The organism is Microbacterium aquilitoris, from assembly GCF_031932285.1.
GTDB classification, from domain to species: domain Bacteria; phylum Actinomycetota; class Actinomycetes; order Actinomycetales; family Microbacteriaceae; genus Microbacterium; species Microbacterium aquilitoris.
Map to the genome: position 1 here is coordinate 468,292 of NZ_JAUZVT010000002.1, position 23,405 is coordinate 491,696.

A 23,405-nucleotide genomic window follows, 5' to 3' on the forward strand; every position below is an offset into this window, starting at 1 on the left:
CTCACTTTCCGAGGTAGTGGCCGACGCGGTCGAGGATGCGGCTCGTGTTGTCGACGAGGGGGATGTAGCCGCGGATGGCGATGCGCCCGTCACCGACGCACGCGAGCGCGCTCTCCCGGCCCGCGAGGACGTCGCCGGCGGTCTGCAGGTCTGCGAACCGGAAGACGGCGCGGGGCGCGGCATCCGTCACCGGAACGCGAGACAGCCGGTGCTCCTGCACCCGCAGGCGGTGGCGGAGCGCGTCGCCGACGGCGATGTCGAGGTCGCCGTCGGTCATCTGGCCTGCACTGAAGCGGCCGGAGCGGTCGCGGTTCGCGACGATCGCGATGGCTCCCACGGCGACCTCGAGGAGGAGCACCCGGTGCGCATCGCTGAAGGCCGGGTCGGCGAGGTCGGCGTCGCTCGGGCGAAGGTATCGGCCGAGCAGGTCGCTGATCGGGGTGAACACCTGCGTGAGGAAGCGGATGCCGGCAGGCCCGGCGATCGGCAGCGGCGACCCCGTGCCGTCGAGCACGGCGTTCAGGTGCGCGGGGGAGCGGAACACGAGGGTCGCTCGCGTCATGCCGCCACGGTCGCCCTCCGCCGCGCGGATGCCGTCCCGAGCGAAGACGAGGCTCATGGACTCGCCGCCGATCACCCGAGCGGTCAGACGCACAGGCTGCGCGAGCCCTGCGAGCAGGCGCGACGCGTCGGGCGCGACCTCGGACAGCTTCGGCAGAGCGCCGAGGACGGCGCGCAGGTTCACGGCCGCGAGGACGCGCTCATCGATCTCCGTCAGCACGGGGACTCCCTTCGGTCGGTGCCCCGAGCGGGGCGGATGCCGCGGCGAACGCGGCGGCGGCGAACGATGCCGTGCGACGCGCGGCATCCGAATCACCGTCCGCCAGCCACGTCGTCGTGATCCCGTCGACGACGACGACGAGGTGGCGGGCGAGGTCGGCGACCGGCTCGGTCCACCGGTTGCCGGTGATCTCGGCCGCGTAGGTCAGCATCTGCTCGGCGGCCCGGAAGTACGTCTGCCACTGCGCGCGCATCTGCCCCTGCGGGTCGCGCCGGCGGGCGACGAGGGCCAGCTCGAGCAGGGCGATCTCGTCGGCCGGGTCGTGCTCGAGCATGTCGATGTAGCCCTCGAGGCCTGAGCGGATCGCCGATGCCAGGGACGTCGGGTCGATCGCGCGGGACTCGGCGGCGAAGCGCTCCTGTTCGATGACGGTGTCGATGACGGCCGTCATCAGCTCGTCCTGCGTGCCGAAGATGTAGGTGAAGGCTCCGAGGGGCATGCCCGCCTCGGCGGTGATGGCTCGGGTCGTCGCCGCAGCCACGCCCTGCCGGGCGATGACGCGGATGGCGGCGGCGATGAGTTCGCCGCGGCGCTCTTCGGGAGGCATCCGTCGCATCAGGAGCCTCCCACCGCGCGTGCGGCGACGTGCAGGCGGAGGCGCCGCGGCGAGACGCGCGCCACCCAGCCCTGCACGCGATTGGCGGCGCCGACGGTGCGGACGGGGGAGGGGCGGGACGAGTCCAGCGCGTCGAACGCTTCGTCGAGGACGTCGTCGACGGTCTTCGTCGCGCCGACCTTGAACGTCTCGGACCCCGCTGCGGCGAAGAACTCCGTCTCGGTCGGACCGGGGCAGAGGGCGAGGACGGTCAGACCGGTACCGCGCGTCTCCTGCCAGATCGCCTCGGTGAGCGAGGTGACGTAGGCCTTCGTGGCGGCGTACACCGCGAGTCCCGGCAGCGGCTGGTGGCCGGCATTGCTCGACACGTTCACGAGCACCCCGCGTGCCTCGATCAGCTGCGGGAGCAGTTCGCGGGTCAGCAGGGTGAGGGCTGCGACGTTGACCTGCACCTCGGCGGCGACGCGCGCAGCATCCTCGTCGACGAAAGCGGATGCCGTCCCGAAACCCGCGCTGTTGACGAGACCTGCGGGACGGATGCCGCGCTCGGCGAGTTCGGCGGCGATCGCGGCCGGTGCGGCCGGGTCGGCGAGGTCGGCGGCGAGCACGGTCGCCTCGACGCGGTGCAGCCCGCGGAGCTCCTCGGCGAGGGATTCGAGGCGCTCGGCGCGGCGGGCGACCAGGACGACGTCGTGGCCGCGCGCGGCGTAGCGCCGGGCGAAGCCGGCACCGATCCCCGAGCTCGCTCCCGTGATGACGATCACGCCGGGCATGGGGCCTCCACTGAGTTGTACAGATGAACAAGTGCACTCAGTATGGAGGTCGACGCCGGGCAGGTAAAGAGCTTTCGTAATAACGTCACGGCCCCGTAACGCCGGGAAGGCCGGCATTGCCCGGGGCCGCCCGCCGTAGCGACGCGGACCCGGGCGGCGGGTCAGACGCTCGCGGGAACGCGCGCTCCCGTCGACAGGCGCTCGGCCGCGTAGGCCTCGGCCGCGTCGAGCGGGGTGACCCCGCGGGCGGCGGCATCGTCGAAGAGGCGCCGCAGCGTGTCGCCGATGCCGTCGATGCGGGTCGCGATTTCCTCGCGGTGCCCGGGCGTGCGCGCCTCGACGTCGAGGTAGATGACACCGCCCGCGTTCGCGACGAAGTCGGGTGCGTACAGGATGCCGCGATCCGCGAGTCGCACGGCGCCGGAGCGTTCGGCGAGCGGGTTGTTCGCGGGACCGCAGACCGCGGTCGCCGCGAGGGCGTCGATGACCTCGTCAGTGAGGACGCCGCCGATGCCGGCGGGCACGAACACGTCGGCGGGCACGAGGTGCTCGGTGCCCGGCTCGACCCACGTCGCGCCGAGCTCGGCGGCGAGCGACATCTTCGCGGGGTTCACGTCGGTGACGGTGAGGATCGCGCCCTCACCCGACAGCCGGACGGCGAGGCGGCTGCCGACCTGGCCGAGTCCCGAGATCGTGATGCGGCGACCGGCGACATCGGGCGAACCCGCGACGCGCTCGAGGGTCGCGCGGAGCGCCGCGTAGACACCGCGGCTCGTGGGGCCGGCGGGCTCCCCCGATCCGCCCACCGAATCCGGGAGACCCACGACGTGCGCAGTGCGCTCGCTGACGACGAGCATGTCGTCGGTCGTCGATCCCACGTCCTCCGCCGTCCGGTACTGGCCGCCGAACGACTCGACGGCGTCGCCGAGGTCCAGGAACGCCGCCCGGCGCCGATCGTCGTCGAGGGTGTCCGCCTCGCTCAGGGCGATGACGGACTTGCCGCCCCCGGCATCCAATCCCGCCGTCGCGTTCTTCAGCGTCATCGCCGCCGACAGGCGCAGAGCGTCGCCCATCGCGTCGGACCAGTGCGGGTAACGCCACAGGCGCGCACCGCCGAGAGCGGGGCCGAGCGTCGACGAGTGCAGGGCGACGGTGACGACGAGGCCGCTCCGCCGGCCCGTGATCACCTCCACGCGCTCGTGGGTGAAATCGGGCAGGGGCAGAGAATGCGTCATCGCGATCCTTGTCGACGGGCCTTGTGGGCACTGCGGTGCGGATGCCGCCGATCTGCGGCATCCGTCATCATTCTGCCTCGCATATCGGCCGCCGCCTAGGCTGTGGCCTATGCAGACCGAACGCTATTCCCACGGCCATCACGAGAGCGTCCTGCGGGCGCACAGCTGGCGGACGGCGGAGAATTCGGTCGGGTACCTGTTGCCGCATCTTCGCACCGGCGCGTCTCTCCTCGACGTCGGATCGGGCCCGGGCACGATCACGGTCGACCTCGCGCGCCGGCTCGATCCCGGTCGGGTCGTCGGCCTCGACTCCTCGGCGGAGGTCGTCGCACAGGCGCAGGCCCACGCCGCCGCCGAAGGCGTCACGAACGTCTGCTTCGAGACGGCGGACGCCTACGCCGTCGACGCCCCGGACGGCTCCTTCGACATCGTCCACACGCACCAGCTCCTGCAGCACCTCGGCCGGCCCGTCGATGCCCTGCGCGAATTCCGTCGCCTCGCCGGGCAGGGCGGCCTCGTCGCAGCGCGCGACGTGGACTACGCGGGCATCATCATCCACCCGCACGTCCCCGCGCTCGACGAGTGGCTCGACCTGCTGCTGCGCATCGGTCGTAACAATGGGGGCGAGCCGGCTGCGGGGCGGCGCCTCAAGGCGTGGGCCCGCCAGGCGGGGTTCACCGACGTCGCCGTGAGCGCGTCGACGTGGCTGTTCGAGACCGACGAGCAGCGCGCGTGGTGGGGCGGGTCGTGGGCCGATCGCGCCCTGCACTCCTCGTACGCCGAACACGCCGTCGAGCAGGGCCTCGCCGACCGGGCCGACCTCGAGCGGATCTCGGCGGGGTGGCGCGAGTGGGCCGCGGCTCCCGACGGCTGGCTGCTCATGCCGCACGGCGAGATCCTCGCGCGGGGCTGACCGGTGACGGAGAACCTCAGCGCACGCAGCCGCCTCGTCCACGACGCGCTGCGCGCAGCCGGCATCCCGGGCGAGATCGTCGTGCTGCCCGACGCGGCCTCGACCGCGGTGCTCGCGGCCGACGCCCTGGGCGTCGAGGTCGGCGCGATCGCGAACAGCCTCGTGTTCCAGTGCGACGGGCGGCCGCTGCTGGTGATGACCAGCGGTGCCCACCGCATCGACACCGCAGCCCTCGCCGCACGGATCGGGCGAGGCAAGATCAGCCGCGCGACCCCGGAGCAGGTGCGCGAGGCGACGGGCCAGGTCATCGGCGGGGTCGCCCCCACCGGCCATCCGGCTCCCCTCGAGACGCTCGTCGACGAGGACCTCGCCGGCTACCCCGAGATCTGGGCGGCCGGTGGCACCCCGCACACCGTCTTCCCGATGACGTTCGATGAGCTCGTGCGGCTCACCGGCGGACGGGTCGTCTCGGTCGTCTGACGCGTGCTCAGGTGTGGATGAGCTCACGCCAGTTCAGGGGCACCCGGCCGCGCGGGCCGGGAGCGGGCTGATCGGCGGGGTGGCTGGTGGGCTCGGCCAGTTCGGGGCCGGTGAACATGGTCTCGTCGACGTAGTCCCAGAACCAGTCCTCGCCGGGCTCGAAGCTCTGCACGAGGCGGTGCCCGGTCTCGCGGAAGTGCGCTGTGGCGTGCTGGCCGGGTGACGTGTCGCAGCATCCGACGTGTCCGCACGCCGCGCAGCGGCGCAGGTGCACCCAGAACCCGTCCTGCTGATCGCACTCGGCGCAGCCCGCGCCCGAGGGGGCGACGTTGGTGTCGATGTCGGAGCTCATCTCATCCTCTCGATGGGTCAGTAGGCCAGGGCGCGGTGCACCGAGGCGACAGCGCTCGATCCTTCGCCGACGGCCGCGGCGACGCGCTTCATCGATCCGCGACGCACGTCGCCCGCAGCGAACACGCGCGGCGCTGACGTCTCGAACGGGAACGGCTCGCGCCCGAGGTCGCGCCACTGCGCGATGGACTGCACGGCCACGTCGGTGCCGGTGCGGATGAAGCCGTCGGTGTCGCGGTCGATGGCGGGCAGCCACGACGTCGCCGGGTCCGCCCCGATGAAGCAGAACAGCCCGCGCGCGTCGACGGCCCCGGCGGAGTCGATCGTGACGGACTCCAGGGTGCCGTTCCCGTCGAGGGCGGTGACCTGGGATGCCGTGTGCACCCGCACGCGCGGATCCTCGGCGAGCCGGTCGGCGAGGTAGCTGGACATCCGGGTGCGGAGGTCCGTGCCGCGGATGACGAGGTGCACGGGGGAGCCGTGGGCCGCGAGGTAGAGCGCGGCCTGCCCGGCGGAGTTCGCGCCGCCGACCACGACGACCGGCTTGTTCTGCACCTGGCGGAGCTCGAGCGGGGTCGCGGCGTAGTAGACGCCGGAGCGCTCGAAGTCCTCCCACCGGTCGAGGGCGAGACGACGGTAGGCCGCCCCCGAGGTGACGATGGCGCTGCGCGCGCGGATGACGCGGTCGTCGGAGAGAGTGACGTCGAGCAGGTCCGGGCCGACCTGTGCGAGCGCGACCGCCTCGCACGGTGCGTACACGCGGACGCCGAACTTCAGCGCCTGCAGGACGGCCTGGCCGATGAGATCGCCGCCGCTCACGCCGAAGGGGAACCCGAGGAAGTTCTCGATGCGCGAGGTGGATGCCGCCTGCCCGCCCGGCGCGACGGCGTCGAGCAGCACGGTGCTCAGCCCCTCGGAGGCGCCGTAGATGGCGGCCGCGAGTCCGGCCGGTCCGCCGCCGACCACGACGAGGTCGACGATCTCATCGGACTCGGCCCGGTAGCTGAGACCGAGGCGTTCCGCGACGAGCCCCGGGGTGGCGCGGGGGATCGGCTCGCCCTGGACGTAGGCGACCGGCAGGTCTTCGGCGGCGACCTCGTGCACGTCGAGCGTGTCGAGGTCGCTGGGTGCGAGGGCCACGGCCTTGTGGACGAGGTCGAGTCGTTCGGCGAAGCGCCGGAGCGACAGGAAGTCGTTCGAGGTTGTCGTGCCGACGAATTTCAGCGTCATCGCGGCGGGGCCGGTGCGGAGCGACTCGCGCCGCGCCCACAGCGCGTGCAGGATGAGGTCGCAGAGCTCGTCGTCCTCGCTCATGATCTCGCGGAGTGCCGCACGCGAGAGGCGGTGCACGCGGCCGGCTTTCGTCACCCGGGCCGACAGGAACGCGCTCTGACCGTTCAGGATGCCGAGCTCGCCGGCGAACCGCCCGGGACCGACCGTCGTGATGACCGCTTCGCCGATCCAGCGGAGCGCGTCGCGGACGATCTCGACCTCTCCCGACTCGACGAAGATCAGGTCGTAGCCCGCCTCGCCGGTGCGGAAGACGTAGTCGCCGACCTCGACGTCCTGCGGGACGGCGGCCGACACCAGTCGGCGCCAATGCACGTCGGAGAGGTCGGGCGACATCATCGCGTCCATGATCATGGGAGCGTTTTCTTGCGCCATGGCGCCCAACCTATCGACCCGCGGGCGAGACCGGTGCGTCGGATTCCGATTGCAGTGCCCGGATGAGCGACTGCGCGTCGTACGGGCCGGTGTGACGGCGGCCGTTGACGAAGAAGGTCGGCACCGAATGGATGTTCATCGCCTCGGCGTCGAACATGTCGTCGCGGACGCGACTCGCCACGTCGGGCGCGGTGAGATCGCGCTCGAACCTCGGCACGTCGAGTCCGAGACGCGCGGCCAGACGCACGATGTCGGACGGCAGCTGGTTGTCCTGGTCGGCGAACAGCCCCCGCTCGAACTCGAAGAACTTGCCTTGCTTCGCCGCCGCCTCCGATGCCTCCGCCCCGGCGAGGGCGTTGGGGTGCTGCACCGTGAGGGGGGCGTGCCGCCACACGTAGCGGAGGTTCGGTCCGAGCTCGTCCATCACTTCTTGGATCGACCCGGACGCCTTCAGGCAGAACCCGCACTGGAAGTCGCCGTACTCGACGATCTCGAAGGGAGCGTCGGCGGACCCGAAGATGTGGTCCCGGCGCGGGTCGACGGGACGCACGAGCGTCTGTCCGACCTCCTCCTCGGGGCTCCGGGCGTCGGCGATCCGGAACAGGAGCGCGCCGAGCCCCAGGGCGATGACGGATGCCGCGAGCACCCCCACCCGCGCCTGGTTCTGCGCGTCGGGGTCCTCGATCGCCAGGTCGATGATGAAGAGAGAGATCGTGAAGCCGATGCCGGCGAGGGCCGCGCCACCGCCGATGCGGTCGAGGGAGAGTCCCGGACCGAAGTCGCCGATCTTGAGGGCTTTGAGGACGGCGGTCGACCCCCAGATGCCCGCGAGCTTTCCGACGACGAGACCGACCACGACGCCCCACGTGAGAGGTGAGGTCGCGGCGGCGGCCAGGATGTCGGGGCTGAGCGAGACGCCCGCGTTCGCGAGGGCGAACAGCGGCAGGATGACGTATGCGACGTACGGCGCGTACGCGGTCTGCAGGCGTTCGTTGATCGAGATCGACTCGCGCAGGCTGTTCGCCGCGGCCCGGGCGTACTCGGTGCTCGGCGACTGCCGGAACGTGCGCGCGAGCTCGAGCGCATGCTCGACGTCGCGGCGGTCGGGCCGGTAGACCGGCACGAGCAGCGCGATCGCGACGCCGGCCAGGGTGGGGTGCACGCCCGAGGCCAGGAATGCGAGCCACACGATGACGGCAAGGGTGGCGTAGATCGGTCCGCGTCCGCCGCGCAGGTAGCGGACGAGGTAGATGCCGACGAGGCCGACCGCGGCGATCAGGAGCGGCATCGGTGTGAACGTCTCGGTGTAGACGAGGGCGATGATGCTGAGCGCCCCGATGTCGTCGACGACGGCGAGGGCGAGGAGGAACACCCGCAGGCGTCCCGACCCGCGCGGCCCGATGAGCGCGAGGGCGCCCACGAGGAAGGCCGTGTCGGTGGAGATGACGACACCCCAGGCATCCGCGTTCCCGCTCGGGCCGGCGATGAGGACGAACAGGAGGGCGGGCAGGGCGAGTCCGGCGACGGCGGCGATCACGGGGACGACGGCGCGCGACCAGCTGGTCAGCTCGCCGATCGCGAACTCCCGCCTCACCTCGAGCCCGACGGTGAAGAAGAAGATCGCCATCAGCGCGTCGTTGACGAGCGCGTGCAGCGTGAAGTCGAGGTGGATGTCGCCCAGCCCGATCATCAGGTGGGTGTCCCAGAATCCGGCGTAGGTCTCGGAGGAGATGTTCGCCCACACGACGGCGGCAACGGTCGCGAGCAGCAGCAGGAGCGCGCCCATCCGGGTGCGGCCCATCCTGCCCACGTGGTCCGCGATCGAGGCGAGTTTCTGCGGCATGCATCCTCCGGGAGGGGTCGAGTCGGAAGTCAGTCTCCACCCGCCGGCGGGGTTCTGTCAGCCGGTCCGCGTGGCGATCTCGTGACAGACGACGGCGGCTGCCGCCGACCACGCCTGCGGCCGACAGGCTGCGGGGTAGGGAGCCGGCACGGTGACGTCGCTCGCGGCGTCGCCGGCGTGGAGTTCCGGCATGCGGTAGGCGAACGCCTCGGCGGCGGCGAGCATTCCGTCGACCAGCACGCGTGCCTGGTCGGTGAGGCCCGCCCGCGCCATGCCCCGCGCGACGATCGCCGTGTCATGTGCCCAGACGCTGCCGCCGTGATAGCTGAGCGGCCAGTAGCCACCGGCATCCGTCGACATCGTGCGGAGGCCGAAGCCGGACGCCATGGAGGGGCCGACGAGCAGATCGGCGACGGCGCGTTCCTCGTCGGGATCGAGGATGCCGGTGCCCAGCAGGTGGCCCGCGTTCGAGGTCAGGGTGTCGACCGCCCGACCGTCGCGGTCGAGAGCGATCGCCGGGTACCGGCCCTCCGGCGTCTCGACCCAGAAGCGCTCGCGGAAGCGCGTGCGAAGGTCCGCCGCCCACGACCGCAGACGCTCGGCGCCGTCCTCTTCGAGAGCGTCCAGGAGATCCGCGGCGCGGACCGCGGCCTCGTAGGCGTAGCCCTGCACCTCCGAGAGAGCGATGGGGCCGTCCGCGAGCGACCCGTCGCGCCACTGGATCGAGTCGCCCGAGTCCTTCCACCCCTGATTCGACAGGCCGTGGCCGGTCTCGTCGACGTAATCGAGGAAGCCGTCCGCGTTCGCCGACGCGATCACCCAGTCGAGGGCGTCGTGCATCGTCGGCAGGAGATCGCGCACCTCGGCCTCCGGCATCCCGGCCTCGTGCGCCTCGGCGAGCAACGTGATCCACAGCGGGGTCGCGTCGACCGTGCCGTAGTAGAGCGGCGGCAGCGAGATGCCCTCGCCCGGCATCGTGAGCGTGCCGGCGCGCAGCTCGTGGACGATCTTGCCCGGCTCCTCCGCGGTCGCCGGGTCGGCGGTGGAACCCTGGAGCCGTCCGAGCACGCGCAGAGTGGATGCCGCCATCCCCGGGTCGACGGAGAGGAACAGGCGTGCCGTCCACAGCGAATCGCGCCCGAAGAGGGTGAAGAACCACGGTGCGCCGGCGGCGAAGAACTCGTCGGCGTTGCCGGGCAGAGTCAGGCGCAGGGCGTCCAGGTCGTCGAGCGCCTGCCGGAGCCAGCGGAACAGCCGCGGATCGACGCCGTCGACGGGCTCGAGCGCCCAGTCGACCTGCCGCGTCGTGCCCCGGACGACGAGCGACGGGTCGTCGAGGTCCACGTGCCAGGACACCATCGCGGTCGACCGCGACGGGCAGGTCACGCGCCACGTGAGGATGAGGTCGTCGCCGGCTGCGGTCACCTCGGCGCCCGGCGCCTGCAGGCGCATCGACGCGTCGCCCGAACTCACCTCGACGGCGTCGCCCGAGAAGGTCCGTTCGACCGGAGCTGCGCCGTCGGTGCCGGATTTAACGTCCTGCATCGGCGTCGCGTCCGGAGTCACTGCGACCTCGAGCACGAGCTCCACCGCCTCCTCCAGATGAGAGACGAGGGTGAACTCCTCTCTCATCCGCCCGTCGGCGACGACGCGACGCCGCGTCAGTCGGATCTTCGGGTCCGGCGTGCGGTCGTCGAGGCGTCGCAGCAACGCCTCGAAGCGCGCATCGGATGCCGACGCCGCCGAGCGGGAGATCCACTCGGGCGCGAGGGTCGCGGCATCCGTCCCGTAGCGGACGCGGGTCGCGCGGATGAAGCGCGTGTCGCCGTGGAAGACGCCGTCGATCGACGCGGTGTCGAGCGAGTGCGGGCCGATCTCACCGTCCTCGCGGGACCACACCTGGGTGGGCGCGCGGAGGACGGCGACGGCGTCGGACAGGAAGGGCTGGAGGCCTGCGGTCATCCCTTGACTGCTCCTTCTGAGGTGTTCATGATGCGCTTCTGGAAGATGAAGAAGACCACGGCGACGGGGATCGTCATGAGCGCCGCGGCGGCGAGCTTCAGCGGATACTGCGTGCCCTGACTCAGCTGCCCGGACGACAGGCTCGCGACGCCGCGCGTCAGGGTGAACAGGCCCGGGTCCTGAACAGAGACGATGAAATGGGTCAGCTCGTTCCATGACCCCTGGAACGAGAGGATCACGATCGTGATCAGCGCCGGTCGCGCCATCGGCAGGACGACCGACCAGAACACCCGGAAGGTGCCCGCGCCGTCGATGCGCGCCTGCTCCTCGACCGAGGGAGGGATGGACTCGAAGAAGTTCTTCATGATGAACACGCCCGCCGCGTCGACGAGCAGCGGCAGGACCATACCGGCGTACGAGTCGTACATCCCGAGCTGGTTGAGCACGAGGAAGCGCGGGATCAGGAGCACCACCGACGGCACCGCCATGACGCCGACGACGAGCGCGAAGATCAGACCACGCCCGCGGAATCGCAGTCGGGCGAGCGCGTACCCGGCGAGGGAGACGAAGAACACGCGTCCGAGCGTGACGAGGATCGTGACCACCGCCGAGTTGGCGAACCACAGCGGGAAGTCGCTGTTCAGGAACAGCCGCTCGTAGGCGGCCGTCGTGAAGGTCTGCGGGATCAACGAGATGGGGTTGGATGCCGCCTCCTGCTCGCTCTTGACGGAGGTCGCCACCTGCACGAGGAACGGATAGATGTAGACGAGGGCGAGCAGGGCGAGGACCCCGTACAGCGCGATCTGTCCGAGACGGGATGCCGGGGTGATCCGGCGCCTCCGCTGCGGCGCGCGGTCGATCGGCTCGTCGGTGAGCGTCTTCGTGCGAGCGAGGGTCCTGCTGTCGGTCACGACCGTGCCCCCTTCGGCGTGTAGGCGCGGATGCGGCGCTTCGAGACGGGGCGCTCCCGCAGGAGCCACCGCTGGAGCAGCGTGAACGCGATGATGATGAGGAACAGGATGAAGGCGATGGCCGCGCCGATGCCCCAGTCCTGATTGCTGAACGCCGACGTATACGACAGGTAGGCGGGGGTGATGGTGGTCTTGCCCGGTTGGCCCTTGGTGCCGGTGTAGATCTGGTCGAAGACCTGCCAGCAGCCGATGAGGCCGAGCGTGATGACCGTGAAGAGCGTCGGGCGCAGCTGGGGGAGCGTGATCCGCCAGAAGCGCTGCCACGCGCTCGCGCCGTCCATCATGCCCGCCTCGGTCAACTCGTAGCCGACGTTCTGCAGCGCCGCGATGAACAGGAGCATGAAGGTGCCGCTCGTCGTGAACACCGCCATGATGATGAAGGCGCTCATCGCGACGGAGGGGCCCGCGATCCAGTCCCAGCCAGACAGCCCCAGGAAGCCCGGCTGAGAGATCGCGGCGGGCGCGGCATCCACCCCGAACACGCCGAAGAGCAAGTGCACGATGCCGCGGGGGTCGTTGAACCAGTTCGGTCCCTTGCCGCCGGTGACCGCGGCGATGAGCGCGTTGACGGGGCCCGCGGCGCTGAAGAGGAAGATCCACAGCACGGTGATGGCGACCGAGCTCGTCACCGACGGGAAGTAGAAGGCGGTGCGGAAGAAGCCGCGCGCCTTCATCATCCGGCGGCTGACGAGCACCGCGAGGAACAGCGACAGCGCCGTCTGGAGAGGGACGACGAGGAAGACGTACCAGGCGTTGTTCCGCAGAGCGGTGCCGAAGTCGCGGCTGCGGAGCCCCTGTCCCGAGGTCAGCTCGCCGTAGTTGTCGAGCCCCACGAAGTTGACGCTCGGCGAGAGAGGGCTGCCACGGCCGCCCCAGTCCGAGACGCTCACCCACAGCGCCATGAGGACGGGGAGGAAGAGGAACACCCCGAGGATCACGACGACGGGAGAGACGAACAGCCACCCGGCGACACCCTCGCCGCGACGCAGACCGCGTGAGCGGTGGTCGCGGCGAGGGGTCTTCTCGGGTGCCCGCTCTGTGATGACGGGCGAGGCCATGTCAGCCGACGATCGCCTCGAGGTTGGACTGGACGCTCTTCAAGATCGTGGCGGGGTCGCCGTCCTTGAGGGTCGCCAGCTGCGCGTTGAAGTCGGTGAAGACGTCGGACACACCGTCGTTGGTCGGCACGCCCTGGGCGTAGTCCGCACCCGAGAGGAACGCCTCGAGGTCGGGGTTGTCGGTCGTCCACTGCTCGGCGGCCGACTGCACCGACGGCATGGGGCCGAACGCCTTCGAGAAGGCGAGCTGCTGCTCGGCGGTCGTCAGGTATTCGACCAGGCTGAGGGCTGCCTCCTGGTTGGGGCTGTCGGCGGCCATACCCCAGCAGTTCGTGAACTGCAGCGTGCCCTTGCCGGCGGGGCCGGCGGGCAGTTCGACGACGAGCGGGTCGACGTCGGGGTAGTCGCCGAGGGCGCCGGTGATCCAGTTGCCCTCGATGGTCATCGCGCCCAGCTGCTTGCCGAGCGCCTCTCCGCCCCAGCCGGCACCCACGTCGGCGGCGTAGGCGAACGTGCCGTCGGCGAGGTGCTCCTTCACGTAGGCGAGGGCGTCGGCGTTCTCCTGGCTGTCGGCGACGGCCGTCGTGCCGTCCTCCGACACCAGGCGCCCGCCGGCTTCGGCCATGAAGGCGCCCACCCGCTGGTATTCGCCGCTGAAGACGAGACCGGTCGTGTTGCCCGAGGTCAGCTTCTTCGCCGCTGCGGCCAGCGAGTCCCAGTCGGTCGGGATGTCGGCCTCGGTGAGGCCCGCCTTGTCCCACAGGTTCTTGTTGATGATCAGCTGGAGCGTCGAGAAGTCCTTCGGCGCGCAGAAGAACTTGTCGTCGTAGGTGAAGTTCTGCACGAGCGACGGGTAGAAGTCGCCCTTGTTCTCGAGCTGGTCGCCGTAGGCGATGACCGAGCCGTTGTCGGCGTAGCCGGCGAGCAGTTCGGTCGCGAGGTAGAAGAGGTCCGGCGGGTTGCCGCCGGCGAAGCCCTGCGAGAGCTGCTGGGTCAAGTCGGTGGCGGCGATGACCTCGGCGTCGACGCCCGAGTCCTTCGACCACGCTGCGACGGCCTCCTTGACCGCGGCCGTCTCGGCGTCGCCCGACGAGCCGATCATGATCGTGAGGGCGTCGTCCGACGAGGTGAGGCCGCCGCCGTCGGTGCCGTTCGCCCCACCCGAGGCGGCGGGGCCGTCGTCGAAGCCCGAGCCGCCGCATCCTGCGAGGGCGAGTGTGGCGGCGAGGCCGACCCCGCCGAGCGCCATGAGTCGTCTGCTGTGTCGCATGTCCGTATCTCCTTCGATCCCGGTGCTGCGATCGTTCCGACCGTGCTGATCTCGGTCGACTTTGAACGATCAAATTGTGGAATGATGCCCAAGGTAAGAGGGTGGTCCCATCACTGTCAAGGGGGCGGGGGCGTCGATGAGTGAGAAGTCGATAACGATCGAGGACGTCGCTGTCGCTGCCGGCGTCTCGCGCCAGACGGTCAGCAACGTGCTGAACACGCCCGCCATCGTGAAGGCCGCGACCCGCGAGCGGGTGCAGGAGGCGATCTCCCGCCTCGGCTATTCGCCGCACGCCTCCGCGAGGCGGCTCCGTACGCAGCGGAGCGCGACCATCGGCATCCACCTCGATCCGTACGCCGGAGGGATCTCGGGCGTCGTGCTCGACAGGTTCGTCCACGCCCTCACCGAGAGCGCCGGCGACCGGGGCCTGCGCGTGCTCGTGTACGCGGCATCCGATCAGGACGAGGAGATCCGGCGGATGTCGGACCTCGTCCACGCCGGCGACGTCGAGGCGGTCGTCGTCACGGGCACCCGGTACGACGACCGTCGACTCGCCTGGCTCACCGAGCGCGGCGTGCCCTTCGTCTCGTTCGGACGCCCGTGGGATGCGGCGTCGCCCGAGGAGTCCGCGCACCTGTGGGTCGACGTCGACGGCGCATCGGGCACGCGCGCCGCCACCCAGCACGCGCTCACCGTCGGCCCGCGGGTCGCGTTCCTCGGCTGGCCCGCGGGCTCGCCCACGGGCGATGACCGCGAGCGCGGGTGGCGCGAGGCGATGACGGATGCCGGTGCCCGCCCCGACCTGCGCCTGTCAGCGGAGGAGCGGGTCGCCGACGCGCGCGAGCAGGTCCGCGAGCTGCTCGCGACGACCGAGGTCGACGCCGTCGTGTGCGCGAGCGACACCCTCGCCGTCGGAGCCCATGTCGCGGCCGTCGCCGCGCAGCGCGCGGACCTCTCGATCATCGGCTTCGACAACACCCCCGCGGTCGAGGCTCTGGGGCTCGCGAGCGTCGAGCAGCTGCCCGAACTCGTCGCCGCCGGCGCCCTCGACCTGCTGATGGCGGGCGGGACCCGCATCGAGCGGCGCGCGGCGGGGGCAGGCGAGGGGCACGTGCTCGTGCAACCGCGTCTCGTGGTCCGCTGAGGCGGTTCGGAGCCTGGCGGGTCCGCAACGCCGTGCGAGCCGCGGACATCCGGGCGACACGCCGTGGTTGGCGACGTCCCACCGGGCGCGTCGCCGGGGATCTCCGCCGTTCGACGCCGGGGGCGGTATCGGATCGGTGCCGCCGCCGGGAGCCGGAGTGGTGCTGGCGCACGCCCGGCTACCGGAGGCTCCGGGCGACAACCGCGGAGTTCTCGGTCGCTGCGGGCGGGAACCGGCCTCCTCGCGCCGCGAACGGCGGAATCTCCGAGGTTGGTGCCGGGCTGAGGGTGGCTACCGCCGGCCGATGCGGCGGGAGAGGTCGGCCGCCGCGTCCGTCGCGAGCGCGGCGAGACGGTCGGGGTCGACGTCGGCACCGTCGGGCCAGGTGATGGCGATGGCGGCGGCGGGCCAGTCGGCGTGGTCGCGGACGGCGACACCGACGGAACGGAATCCCAGCGTGACCTCGCCGTCCTCGGTCGCGTAGCCGTCGGCTCGGGCCTGCCGGAGGAGTTCCCGCAGCTCGCCGGGCCGACCCGGTCCGCGGCCGGTGCGCTGGACGGAGAGGGATGCCGCGTCGGGGAACAATGCGCGGACCTGCTCACGGGGGAGGGCGGCGAGCATCGCGCGGCCCGTCGCGGTCAGGTGCGCGGGCAGGCGTACGCCGACGTCGGTGATGAGCGTCGGCCGTCGCGGCGCGCGCTCCTCGACGATGTACAGCACGTCGCGCCCGGTCATGACGGCGAGGTGCGCACTCTCGCCCGCGCGGTCGGCGAGCTGAGCGACGATGGGACGGCCGAGCCGGGCGAGGGGCTCCTGGCGGGCGTACCCGCCGGCGAGCTCGAACGCAGCGGTGCCGAGACCCCAGCGGCGGTCGCCGTCGAGGTGGACGACGAACCCGTGCGCCGCCATCGCCGCGAGCAGGTGGTACACCGTCGATCGGGGCAACTCGAGGTGCGTCGCGATCGTCTGCGCCGCGACGGGCCCGCGCTGATGCGCGAGGAAGCTCAGGATGCGGAGCGTCTGGTCCGCCGCGGGGACCTTCGGCTTGTCTGGGACCGGCGCCTGCAGCTTGTCTGGGATCACAGACAAAGGATGCCACGACCGCCTCCCGCGCACGGTCGCCGCGCGCTGGAATCGACTCATGCCCGTCCCCACCACTGTCACCCTCGGCGACGCCCCGCTCACCCCCGCGGAGGTCGTCGCCGTCGCCCGGCACGACGCGCACGTCGTCGTCTCGGACGCGGCGCTCGCCCGCACCGCCGAGACCCGCGCGCTCATCGAGCGGCTCGCCGACGACCCGCAGCCGCACTACGGCATCTCGACCGGGTTCGGCGCCCTCGCGACGACGTTCATCGCGCCCGACCGGCGCCGCCAGCTGCAGGCGAGCCTCATCCGCTCTCATGCGGCGGGCACGGGGCCGGAGGTCGAGCGCGAGGTGGTCCGGGCGCTCCATCTGCTGCGCCTGCAGACCCTGGCGACGGGTCGCACCGGCGTCCGCCCGGTGGTCGTCGAGACGTACGCCGCGATGCTGAACGCGGGCATAACCCCGATCGTGCACGAATACGGCTCGCTCGGCTGCTCCGGCGACCTCGCCCCACTCTCGCACATCGCGCTCGCCGCGCTCGGCGAGGGTCCGGTCCGCACGGCGGACGGCGCGCGGATGGATGCCGCGGACGCCTTGGCGGCCAGCGGCATCCATCCCCTCGTCCTCGAGGAGAAGGAGGGTCTCGCCCTCATCAACGGCACCGACGGCATGCTCGGGATGCTGTCGCTCGCCCTCGCCGACCTCGACACCCTCCTGGCGACCGCCGACCTGGCCGCCGCCCTGTCTGTCGAGAGTCAGCTCGGGACCGATGCCGTCTTCGCCGCCGACCTCATGGCTCTGCGCCCCCAGTCCGGGCAGGCGGTCTCGGCCGCGAACCTGCGCCACGCGCTCGCCGACTCGCCGATCGTCGCGAGTCACCGCGATCCGGCTGTCTGCACCCGCGTGCAGGACGCCTACTCGCTCCGGTGTTCGCCGCAGGTGCACGGTGCCGCGCGCGACACCCTCGACCACGCCCGGATGGTCGCCGAGCGTGAGCTGGCCTCGGCGGTCGACAACCCCGTCGTCACGCCCGACGGCCGCGTCGAGTCGAACGGCAACTTCCACGGCGCGCCGGTCGCGTACGTCCTCGACTTCCTCGCGATCGCCGTCGCAGACGTCGCCTCGATCTCGGAGCGCCGCACCGACCGGGCGCTCGACCGTACGCGCAGCAACGGGCTGCCGCCGTTCCTCGCCGACGAGGTCGGCGTCGACAGCGGCCTCATGATCGCCCAGTACGCCGCGGCGGGGATCGTCTCGGAGCTCAAGCGTCTCGCGGTGCCGGCCTCCGTCGACTCGATCCCGTCGTCGGCGATGCAGGAGGACCACGTCTCGATGGGGTGGGCTGCCGCCCGCAAGCTGCGCCGCGCGATCGACGGCCTCGCCCGCGTGCTCGCCATCGAGGTGGTGACCGGATGCCGCGCCCTCGACCTGCGCGCCCCGCTGCAGCCCGCGCCGGTCACCGGGTCGGTCCGCGACCTCGTCCGCACGGTCGTCGAAGGGCCCGGGCCGGACCGCTTCGTCGCGCCCGACCTCGAGGCCGCGACGCAGCTCGTCGTCTCGGGCGAGGTCGCCCGCACGGCGTTCGGGCCGTCCGCCGAGCGGGCATCCGCCCCCGCGAGGACGAACGACCCCGGATCCGTCCGCTCGAGCGCAGATTCCCGCTCGGGCGCCGCACCGTTCGAAGGAGAACAGGCATGACCGACACGACCACGACTCGCACGGTCCGCGCGGAGCGAGGCGCCAAGAGAACGGCGAAGAGCTGGGGCGCCGAAGCGGCGAAGCGGATGCTGATGAACAACCTCGACCCCGAGGTCGCCGAGCACCCCGAGGACCTCGTCGTCTACGGCGGCACGGGCAAGGCGGCACGCTCGTGGGAGGCGTACGACGCGATCGTCCGCACCCTCGACGAGCTCGAGCCCGATGAGACCCTGCTCGTGCAGTCGGGTAAGCCGGTCGGCGTCTTCCGCACGCACGAGTGGGCGCCCCGCGTGCTCATCGCGAACTCGAACCTCGTCGGGGACTGGGCGACGTGGCCCGAGTTCCGCCGCCTCGAGCACCTCGGCCTCACGATGTACGGCCAGATGACGGCCGGATCGTGGATCTACATCGGCACGCAGGGCATCCTGCAGGGGACGTACGAGACGTTCGCGGCCGTCGCCCGCTCGCTCGGCCGGGACTCGCTCGCGGGCACGCTCACCCTGACGGGCGGCGCCGGCGGCATGGGCGGCGCGCAGCCGCTCGCCGTCACGATGAACGGGGGAGCCGTGCTCGTCGTCGACGTCGACGAGTCGCGCCTGCGCCGCCGGGTCGAGCACGGCTACCTCGACGAGCAGACCGCCGACCTCGACGCCGCGATCGACCGTGCACTGGCCGCGAAGGACGCCCGCGAGGCGCGCTCGATCGGCGTCGTGGGGAACGCGGCTGACGTCTTTCCCGAGCTGCTGCGCCGCGGCATCCCGATCGACATCGTCACCGACCAGACGAGCGCGCACGACCCGCTCGCCTACCTGCCGTCGGGCGTCGCGTTCGAGGACTGGAAGGCCGAGGCGTCGGCCGACCCGGACGGCTTCACCGAGCGGTCCCGCGCCTCGATGGCGCGGCACGTCGAGGCGATGGTCGGATTCCAGGATGCCGGGGCCGCGGTCTTCGACTACGGCAACTCGATCCGCCGCGAGGCCGAGCTCGGCGGCTACGATCGTGCGTTCGCCTTCCCGGGGTTCGTGCCCGCCTACATCCGGCCGCTGTTCGCGGAGGGTAAGGGGCCGTTCCGGTGGGTCGCGCTCTCGGGCGACCCCGAGGACATCGCGAAGACCGACCGCGCCGTCGCCGAGCTCTTCCCCGAGGACGCCGCCCTGCACCGCTGGCTCGAGAAGGCGGCCGAGAAGGTCCATTTCGAGGGCCTACCCGCCCGCATCTGCTGGCTCGGGTACAAGGAGCGCCACCTCGCGGGCCTGAAGTTCAACGAGATGGTCGCGTCGGGTGAGCTGTCCGGTCCGATCGTCATCGGGCGCGACCACCTCGACGCCGGCTCGGTTGCCAGCCCCTACCGCGAGACCGAGGCAATGGCCGACGGGTCCGACGCGATCGCCGACTGGCCGCTGCTGAACGCCCTCCTCAACACGGCGTCGGGAGCCGCGTGGGTGTCGATCCACCACGGGGGCGGTGTCGGCATCGGGCGTTCGATCCACGCCGGCCAGGTCACGGTCGCCGACGGCACGCCGCTGGCCGCCGAGAAGCTCGCCCGCGTCCTCGTCAACGACCCCGGCACCGGCGTCATGCGCCACGTCGACGCGGGGTACGACCGGGCGAAGGAGGTCGCCCGGGAACGCGGCCTGACCGTCCCGATGCTGGACGCCTGACATGGCGACGCTGTTCATCGGCATCTCCGAACTGACGACGAACGCGGATGCCGCGGCCCCGACCGCGACGATCGCCGACGCCGCCCTCCTCGTCGATGGGGGGCGCGTCGCGTGGTCGGGTGCGGCCGCCGGCGCCGAGACAGCAATCGCAGGCCGAGACAGCGGTCTTTCGCCGCTGTCTCGGGCCGCCGCTGCTGTCTCGCGATCGGAGATCGAGGTCACGCGCGTCGATCTCGGCGGTCGCGCCGTCATCCCGGGATTCGTCGACAGCCACACGCACCTCGTGTTCGCCGGCGACCGGGCCGACGAGTTCGAGGCACGGATGACGGGCACCCCGTATGCCGCGGGCGGCATCCGGCGGACCGTGGCGGCGACGCGGGCGGCGACCGACGACGAGCTGCGTGCTCGGCTGGCGGCCCTCGTCGCCGAACTGCACGCGCAGGGCACGACCACGTTCGAGGTGAAGACCGGCTACGCACTGACGGTCGACGGCGAGGAGCGTCTCGCCCGGCTGGCTGCCGAGGTCACCGATGAGGTCACGTACCTCGGCGCGCATGTCATCCCCGAGGGGGCCGAGCGCGAGGCGTACGTCGACCTCGTCTGCGACGGGATGCTCGCTGCCGTCCGGTCGCACGTGCGCTGGGTCGACGTGTTCTGTGAGCGCGGCGCGTTCACCGACGCCGAGAGCGAGCGGATCCTCCGTGCCGGCGCGGAGGCGGGGCTCGGCATCCGCGTGCACGGCAATCAGCTGGGCGAGGGACCGGGTGTGCACCTGGCGGTGCGGCTGGGCGCGGCATCCGTCGATCACTGCACCCATCTGACGGATGCCGACATCGCGGCGCTCGCGGGGTCGGACACCGTCGCGACTCTCCTGCCGGGTGTGGAGTTCTCGACGCGGCAGCCGTATCCCGATGCACGGCGGCTGATCGACGCCGGTGTGACCGTCGCGCTCGCGAGCGACTGCAACCCCGGGTCGAGCTTCACGAGCTCGATGCCGCTCATGATCGCGCTCGCGGTGCGCGAGATGGGAATGACCGTCGGCGAGGCGGTGTGGGCGGCGACCGCCGGGGGAGCGCGTGCCCTCCGGCGCGACGACGTCGGACACCTCGGCCCGGGTGCGCACGCCGATCTGGTCGTGCTCGATGCACCGAGCAGACGGCACCTGGCCTATCGCCCCGGCGTACCGCTCGTGCACCGCGTCTACCGCGGCGGCGAGGAGATCAGTCCGCGCTGACGTCCCGCGGGGTGTCGATGTTCCAGCGCGCCGGCGGGGTCGCCGTCGCGACGTCCCAGTCGTCGGTGTCCCACACGAACGTCGCGACGGCGCACGTCGGCATGGCACCGATGCCCCCGTCCGAGAGCTGCTCGGCGAGCACCGTCATGCCGGGGTCGTGCGCGACGACCACGACGTCGGTGACGCCACTCGCGGCCGCGGCGGCGAGGAGCTTCGCACCCGGCGCGCCGTAAAGCCCCTCGTCGGTCTCGACGGGGACTCCGAGCGCGTCGGCGAAGACCTGAGCGGTCGTGCGGGCGCGGACCGCCGTCGACGACAGGATGCGCGCGGGCCGCACACCCGTCGCCGCGAGTCGACGCGCCATCGCCGGCGCATCCCGCCGACCGCGGTCGTTGAGCGGGCGCTCGTGGTCGTCCTGACCGGTGCCCCAGTCGCTCTTGGCGTGACGGATGAGGATGAGGGTGATCATGCGAGTGCCCTTCCGGCGAGCAGTTCGAGGACGCAGAGTGCGGCGAGTCTGACGGTGCGGCCGTCCGAGGCATCCGCGGTCGCGTCGACCTCGACGACATCGGCGCTCACGATGCGCCGGTCGCCGGCCGCCGCGCGGACCAGGGCGCGGAGCTCCCACGCCTCGAGTCCGCCGGGGACGGATGCCGGGCACCCCGGCGCGACGGAGCGGTCGCAGACGTCCACGTCGATGTCGAGGTGCACGTCGCCTCCGGCCCCGGCGATGGCCAGGGCTTGGATCATGACGTCCTCGGCGCCGCGGCGGCGCACCTCATCGAGGGTGATGACGGTGATGCCGAGGTCGGCGGCGCGTGACGCGTAGGCGACCGAATTGGCGAAGTCGGCGATCCCGATCTGCACGATCCGACGGGGGTCGAGTCCGTCCTCGACGAGACGGCGCACGGGGGATCCGTTCGAGACGCCGTCGCGGAGGTCGAAGTGCGCGTCGAGGGTGATGAGGCCCGTGACGCCCGCGCCCTGCGCGGTCGCGTAGGTCACCGAGTTGTCGCCGCCGAGCGCGATCACGAGGTCGGCGTCGGCCCGCAGTGCGCGGACGCGCTCGCGCACACGATCCTCGCCCTCGGGACCGTCCGGATCGTCGACGTCGCCGGCATCCGCGATCCGGAGCGCCTCGTTCAGGTCGACCGGGGGAGGCCCGAGCAGCGTCGGGCTGAACCGTCGGAGCGCTTCGCGGACGGCGGCCGGCGTCGCGTGCGCCCCGGTGGGCGACAGCGAGGTGCGGAAAGCCGGCAGGCCGAGGATCGCGGCATCCACTCGTCCGTCCGGCGCGGGCCAATCCCCGGCGCGCGGCCAAAGCGGGTCTGCGGAGAGGGGGGAGTCTGCGGAGAGCGCCATGTCAGGGGAGCAGCAGGTGGGCGACGGTGAAGATCACGAGGCCCGCGAGGGTACCCACGACCGTGCCGTTCAGGCGGATGTACTGCAGGTCGCGGCCGACTTGCAGCTCGATCTTCTGGCTCGTCTCGTCGGCGTCCCAGCGCTCCACCGTATCGGTGATGATCGACGCGATGTCGTGGCGGTAACGGTCGACGAGGAAGACGGCGGCATCCGCGATGCGCTTGTCGACGCGCTCCTGCAGCGCGGTGTCGGTCGCGAGACGGTCGCCCAGGTCGCCGAGGGCGGCGGTGACGCGGCGGCGGAGAGGGCTCTCCTCGTCGGCGAGCGAGCGCAGCAGACCCGCTTTCGCGGTATTCCAGGCGTCGGCGGCGAGAGCGCGCACGCGCGGGCTGTCGAACACGGCGCTCTTCGCACCCTCGAGACGGCCGATCGTCTCGGGGTCGTGCTGCAGGTTGTCTGCGAGGCGTTCGAGGTACTGGTCGAGGGCCTTCCGCGCCGGGTGCTCCGGGTCGCGCTGCACGGCCGCGACGAACTTCGTGGCCTCGTGGTAGACCGTGTCGTCGACGAGGCGCATCGCGACCGACGGCACCCACGACGGCAGACGGCGCGAGACGAGCCCGTCGAAGGCTTCGCGGTTCGCGTCGAGCCACCGGGCGATGCTGTCGACGCCCAGGTCGACCGCGCCGCGGTGGGCGTCGGCATCCACCACCCGCGACAGCCACGTGCCGAGCGAGGGACCCCACGAGGGCGAGAGGAGGTGCTCGTGAGCGAGATCGCTGATGAGGTCCTGCACCTCGTCGTCGCTGAGGGCGGTGAGGATGCCCGAGGCCATCGTCGACGCCTCGGCCGCCACCGTCTTCGCGTGAGCGGGATCCTGCAGCCAGGCGCCCGCGGTCTGCGCGATGTTCGTCGACTCGAGCTTCTGGCGGACGACGCCGCCCTCGAGGAAGTTCGTCTCGACGAATTCGCCGAGGGTGCGACCGATCTCGTCCTTGCGCTTCGGGATGATCGCGGTGTGGGGGATCGGGATGCCGAGCGGGTGTCGGAACAGCGCCGTCACGGCGAACCAGTCCGCGAGAGCGCCGACCATGCCGCCTTCGGCCGCCGCGCGCACGTAGCCCCAGCCCGAGAGGTCCTTCTCGAGGATGAACGCGATGACGAAGACGATCGCCATGAACAGCAGGGCGCCGAGGGCCACCGCCTTCATGGTGCGGAGCCCGCGGTACCGCTGCTGGTCAGCGGCGCTCAGCGAGTCGTACGGGATGCGGGCCATTCGGCCATCCTGCCACGGAGGCCCTCAGGCG

21 protein-coding genes are annotated in these 23,405 nt (G+C 71.7%); 6 read left to right on the forward strand and 15 right to left on the reverse strand.

Annotated elements, in window-relative coordinates:
• Position 1: 1 nt before the first annotated feature.
• The 4 genes from Q9S78_RS09100 to Q9S78_RS09115 form a co-directional block, all read right to left on the reverse strand.
• Positions 2-781, reverse strand: coding sequence for a hypothetical protein (locus tag Q9S78_RS09100; protein WP_311857250.1), 780 nt, complete (start codon positions 779-781; stop codon positions 2-4).
• A complete protein-coding gene (locus tag Q9S78_RS09105; RefSeq protein WP_256335299.1) occupies positions 762-1,397 on the reverse strand; it encodes a TetR/AcrR family transcriptional regulator in 636 nt (211 codons plus the stop codon). The genes Q9S78_RS09100 and Q9S78_RS09105 overlap by 20 nt, the downstream gene beginning before the upstream one ends.
• Positions 1,397-2,170, reverse strand: coding sequence for an SDR family NAD(P)-dependent oxidoreductase (locus Q9S78_RS09110; protein WP_020096966.1), 774 nt, complete (start codon positions 2,168-2,170; stop codon positions 1,397-1,399). The genes Q9S78_RS09105 and Q9S78_RS09110 overlap by 1 nt, the downstream gene beginning before the upstream one ends.
• A gap of 161 nt (positions 2,171-2,331) precedes the next feature.
• Positions 2,332-3,405 carry a Glu/Leu/Phe/Val dehydrogenase family protein gene (locus Q9S78_RS09115; protein ID WP_311870047.1) on the reverse strand — a complete coding sequence of 358 codons (1,074 nt, stop codon included), beginning with the start codon at positions 3,403-3,405 and terminating at the stop codon, positions 2,332-2,334.
• A 109-nt stretch (positions 3,406-3,514) separates the two neighbouring features.
• Here Q9S78_RS09115 and Q9S78_RS09120 point away from each other — a divergent pair, with 109 nt between their 5' ends.
• Both Q9S78_RS09120 and Q9S78_RS09125 read left to right on the forward strand, forming a co-directional pair.
• The gene (locus Q9S78_RS09120; RefSeq protein ID WP_311857244.1) at positions 3,515-4,318 is read left to right on the forward strand and encodes a methyltransferase domain-containing protein; all 804 of its coding nucleotides are present in this window, start codon (positions 3,515-3,517) and stop codon (positions 4,316-4,318) included.
• A 3-nt stretch (positions 4,319-4,321) separates the two neighbouring features.
• Entirely contained in the window at positions 4,322-4,798 is a 477-nt protein-coding gene (locus Q9S78_RS09125) for a YbaK/EbsC family protein (RefSeq protein WP_311857242.1), read from the forward strand.
• 7 nt (positions 4,799-4,805) lie between these two features.
• Here Q9S78_RS09125 and Q9S78_RS09130 read toward each other — a convergent pair whose 3' ends face one another.
• From Q9S78_RS09130 to Q9S78_RS09160, 7 genes are read right to left on the reverse strand one after another with little or no spacing between them, the layout of a single operon-like run.
• Positions 4,806-5,150, reverse strand: coding sequence for a UBP-type zinc finger domain-containing protein (locus Q9S78_RS09130; RefSeq protein WP_018188459.1), 345 nt, complete (start codon positions 5,148-5,150; stop codon positions 4,806-4,808).
• Between the two features lie 17 nt (positions 5,151-5,167).
• Complete coding sequence (locus Q9S78_RS09135; RefSeq protein WP_311857237.1) at positions 5,168-6,814, reverse strand: FAD-dependent oxidoreductase; 1,647 nt, start codon at positions 6,812-6,814, stop codon at positions 5,168-5,170.
• A 10-nt stretch (positions 6,815-6,824) separates the two neighbouring features.
• Positions 6,825-8,657 carry a Na+/H+ antiporter NhaA gene (nhaA, locus tag Q9S78_RS09140; protein ID WP_311857234.1) on the reverse strand — a complete coding sequence of 611 codons (1,833 nt, stop codon included), beginning with the start codon at positions 8,655-8,657 and terminating at the stop codon, positions 6,825-6,827.
• Between the two features lie 57 nt (positions 8,658-8,714).
• On the reverse strand, positions 8,715-10,619 hold the full coding sequence (locus tag Q9S78_RS09145; protein WP_311870048.1) for a glycogen debranching N-terminal domain-containing protein: 1,905 nt from the start codon (positions 10,617-10,619) through the stop codon (positions 8,715-8,717).
• Positions 10,616-11,530 (reverse strand): carbohydrate ABC transporter permease, encoded by a 915-nt coding sequence (locus Q9S78_RS09150; RefSeq protein WP_116228820.1) that lies wholly within the window; start codon positions 11,528-11,530, stop codon positions 10,616-10,618. The genes Q9S78_RS09145 and Q9S78_RS09150 overlap by 4 nt, the downstream gene beginning before the upstream one ends.
• Positions 11,527-12,648, reverse strand: coding sequence for a carbohydrate ABC transporter permease (locus Q9S78_RS09155; RefSeq protein WP_311870049.1), 1,122 nt, complete (start codon positions 12,646-12,648; stop codon positions 11,527-11,529). Before Q9S78_RS09155 ends, Q9S78_RS09150 begins: the two co-directional genes overlap by 4 nt.
• Position 12,649: 1 nt before the next feature.
• Positions 12,650-13,918, reverse strand: a complete 1,269-nt coding sequence (locus Q9S78_RS09160; RefSeq protein WP_311870050.1) for a sugar ABC transporter substrate-binding protein — start codon at positions 13,916-13,918, stop codon at positions 12,650-12,652.
• A 136-nt stretch (positions 13,919-14,054) separates the two neighbouring features.
• Here Q9S78_RS09160 and Q9S78_RS09165 point away from each other — a divergent pair, with 136 nt between their 5' ends.
• Positions 14,055-15,062, forward strand: coding sequence for a LacI family DNA-binding transcriptional regulator (locus tag Q9S78_RS09165; protein WP_311870051.1), 1,008 nt, complete (start codon positions 14,055-14,057; stop codon positions 15,060-15,062).
• A 291-nt stretch (positions 15,063-15,353) separates the two neighbouring features.
• Here the strand turns inward: Q9S78_RS09165 and Q9S78_RS09170 are convergent, their stop codons facing one another.
• Positions 15,354-16,145: an IclR family transcriptional regulator gene (locus tag Q9S78_RS09170; protein ID WP_311870052.1), complete on the reverse strand. Its 792-nt coding sequence runs from the start codon at positions 16,143-16,145 to the stop codon at positions 15,354-15,356.
• Between the two features lie 58 nt (positions 16,146-16,203).
• On the opposite strand from Q9S78_RS09170, the gene hutH reads away from it, so the two are divergent.
• Genes hutH through hutI form a run of 3 tightly spaced genes read left to right on the forward strand, consistent with a single transcriptional unit; the run spans position 16,204 to position 20,739 of the window.
• Complete coding sequence (gene hutH, locus Q9S78_RS09175; RefSeq protein ID WP_311870053.1) at positions 16,204-17,844, forward strand: histidine ammonia-lyase; 1,641 nt, start codon at positions 16,204-16,206, stop codon at positions 17,842-17,844.
• Positions 17,841-19,505, forward strand: coding sequence for a urocanate hydratase (hutU, locus tag Q9S78_RS09180; RefSeq protein WP_311870054.1), 1,665 nt, complete (start codon positions 17,841-17,843; stop codon positions 19,503-19,505). The genes hutH and hutU overlap by 4 nt, the downstream gene beginning before the upstream one ends.
• 1 nt (position 19,506) lies before the next feature.
• A complete protein-coding gene (hutI, locus tag Q9S78_RS09185) occupies positions 19,507-20,739 on the forward strand; it encodes an imidazolonepropionase (RefSeq protein WP_311870055.1) in 1,233 nt (410 codons plus the stop codon).
• Here the strand turns inward: hutI and Q9S78_RS09190 are convergent.
• The 3 genes from Q9S78_RS09190 to Q9S78_RS09200 are packed head-to-tail and all read right to left on the reverse strand — an operon-like array spanning position 20,726 to position 23,374.
• A complete protein-coding gene (locus tag Q9S78_RS09190; protein ID WP_311870056.1) occupies positions 20,726-21,208 on the reverse strand; it encodes a SixA phosphatase family protein in 483 nt (160 codons plus the stop codon). The genes hutI and Q9S78_RS09190 overlap by 14 nt on opposite strands.
• The gene (locus tag Q9S78_RS09195; RefSeq protein ID WP_311870057.1) at positions 21,205-22,101 is read right to left on the reverse strand and encodes an agmatinase family protein; all 897 of its coding nucleotides are present in this window, start codon (positions 22,099-22,101) and stop codon (positions 21,205-21,207) included. Before Q9S78_RS09195 ends, Q9S78_RS09190 begins: the two co-directional genes overlap by 4 nt.
• Position 22,102: 1 nt before the next feature.
• Positions 22,103-23,374, reverse strand: coding sequence for a DUF445 domain-containing protein (locus Q9S78_RS09200; RefSeq protein WP_311870058.1), 1,272 nt, complete (start codon positions 23,372-23,374; stop codon positions 22,103-22,105).
• Positions 23,375-23,405: the final 31 nt, after the last annotated feature.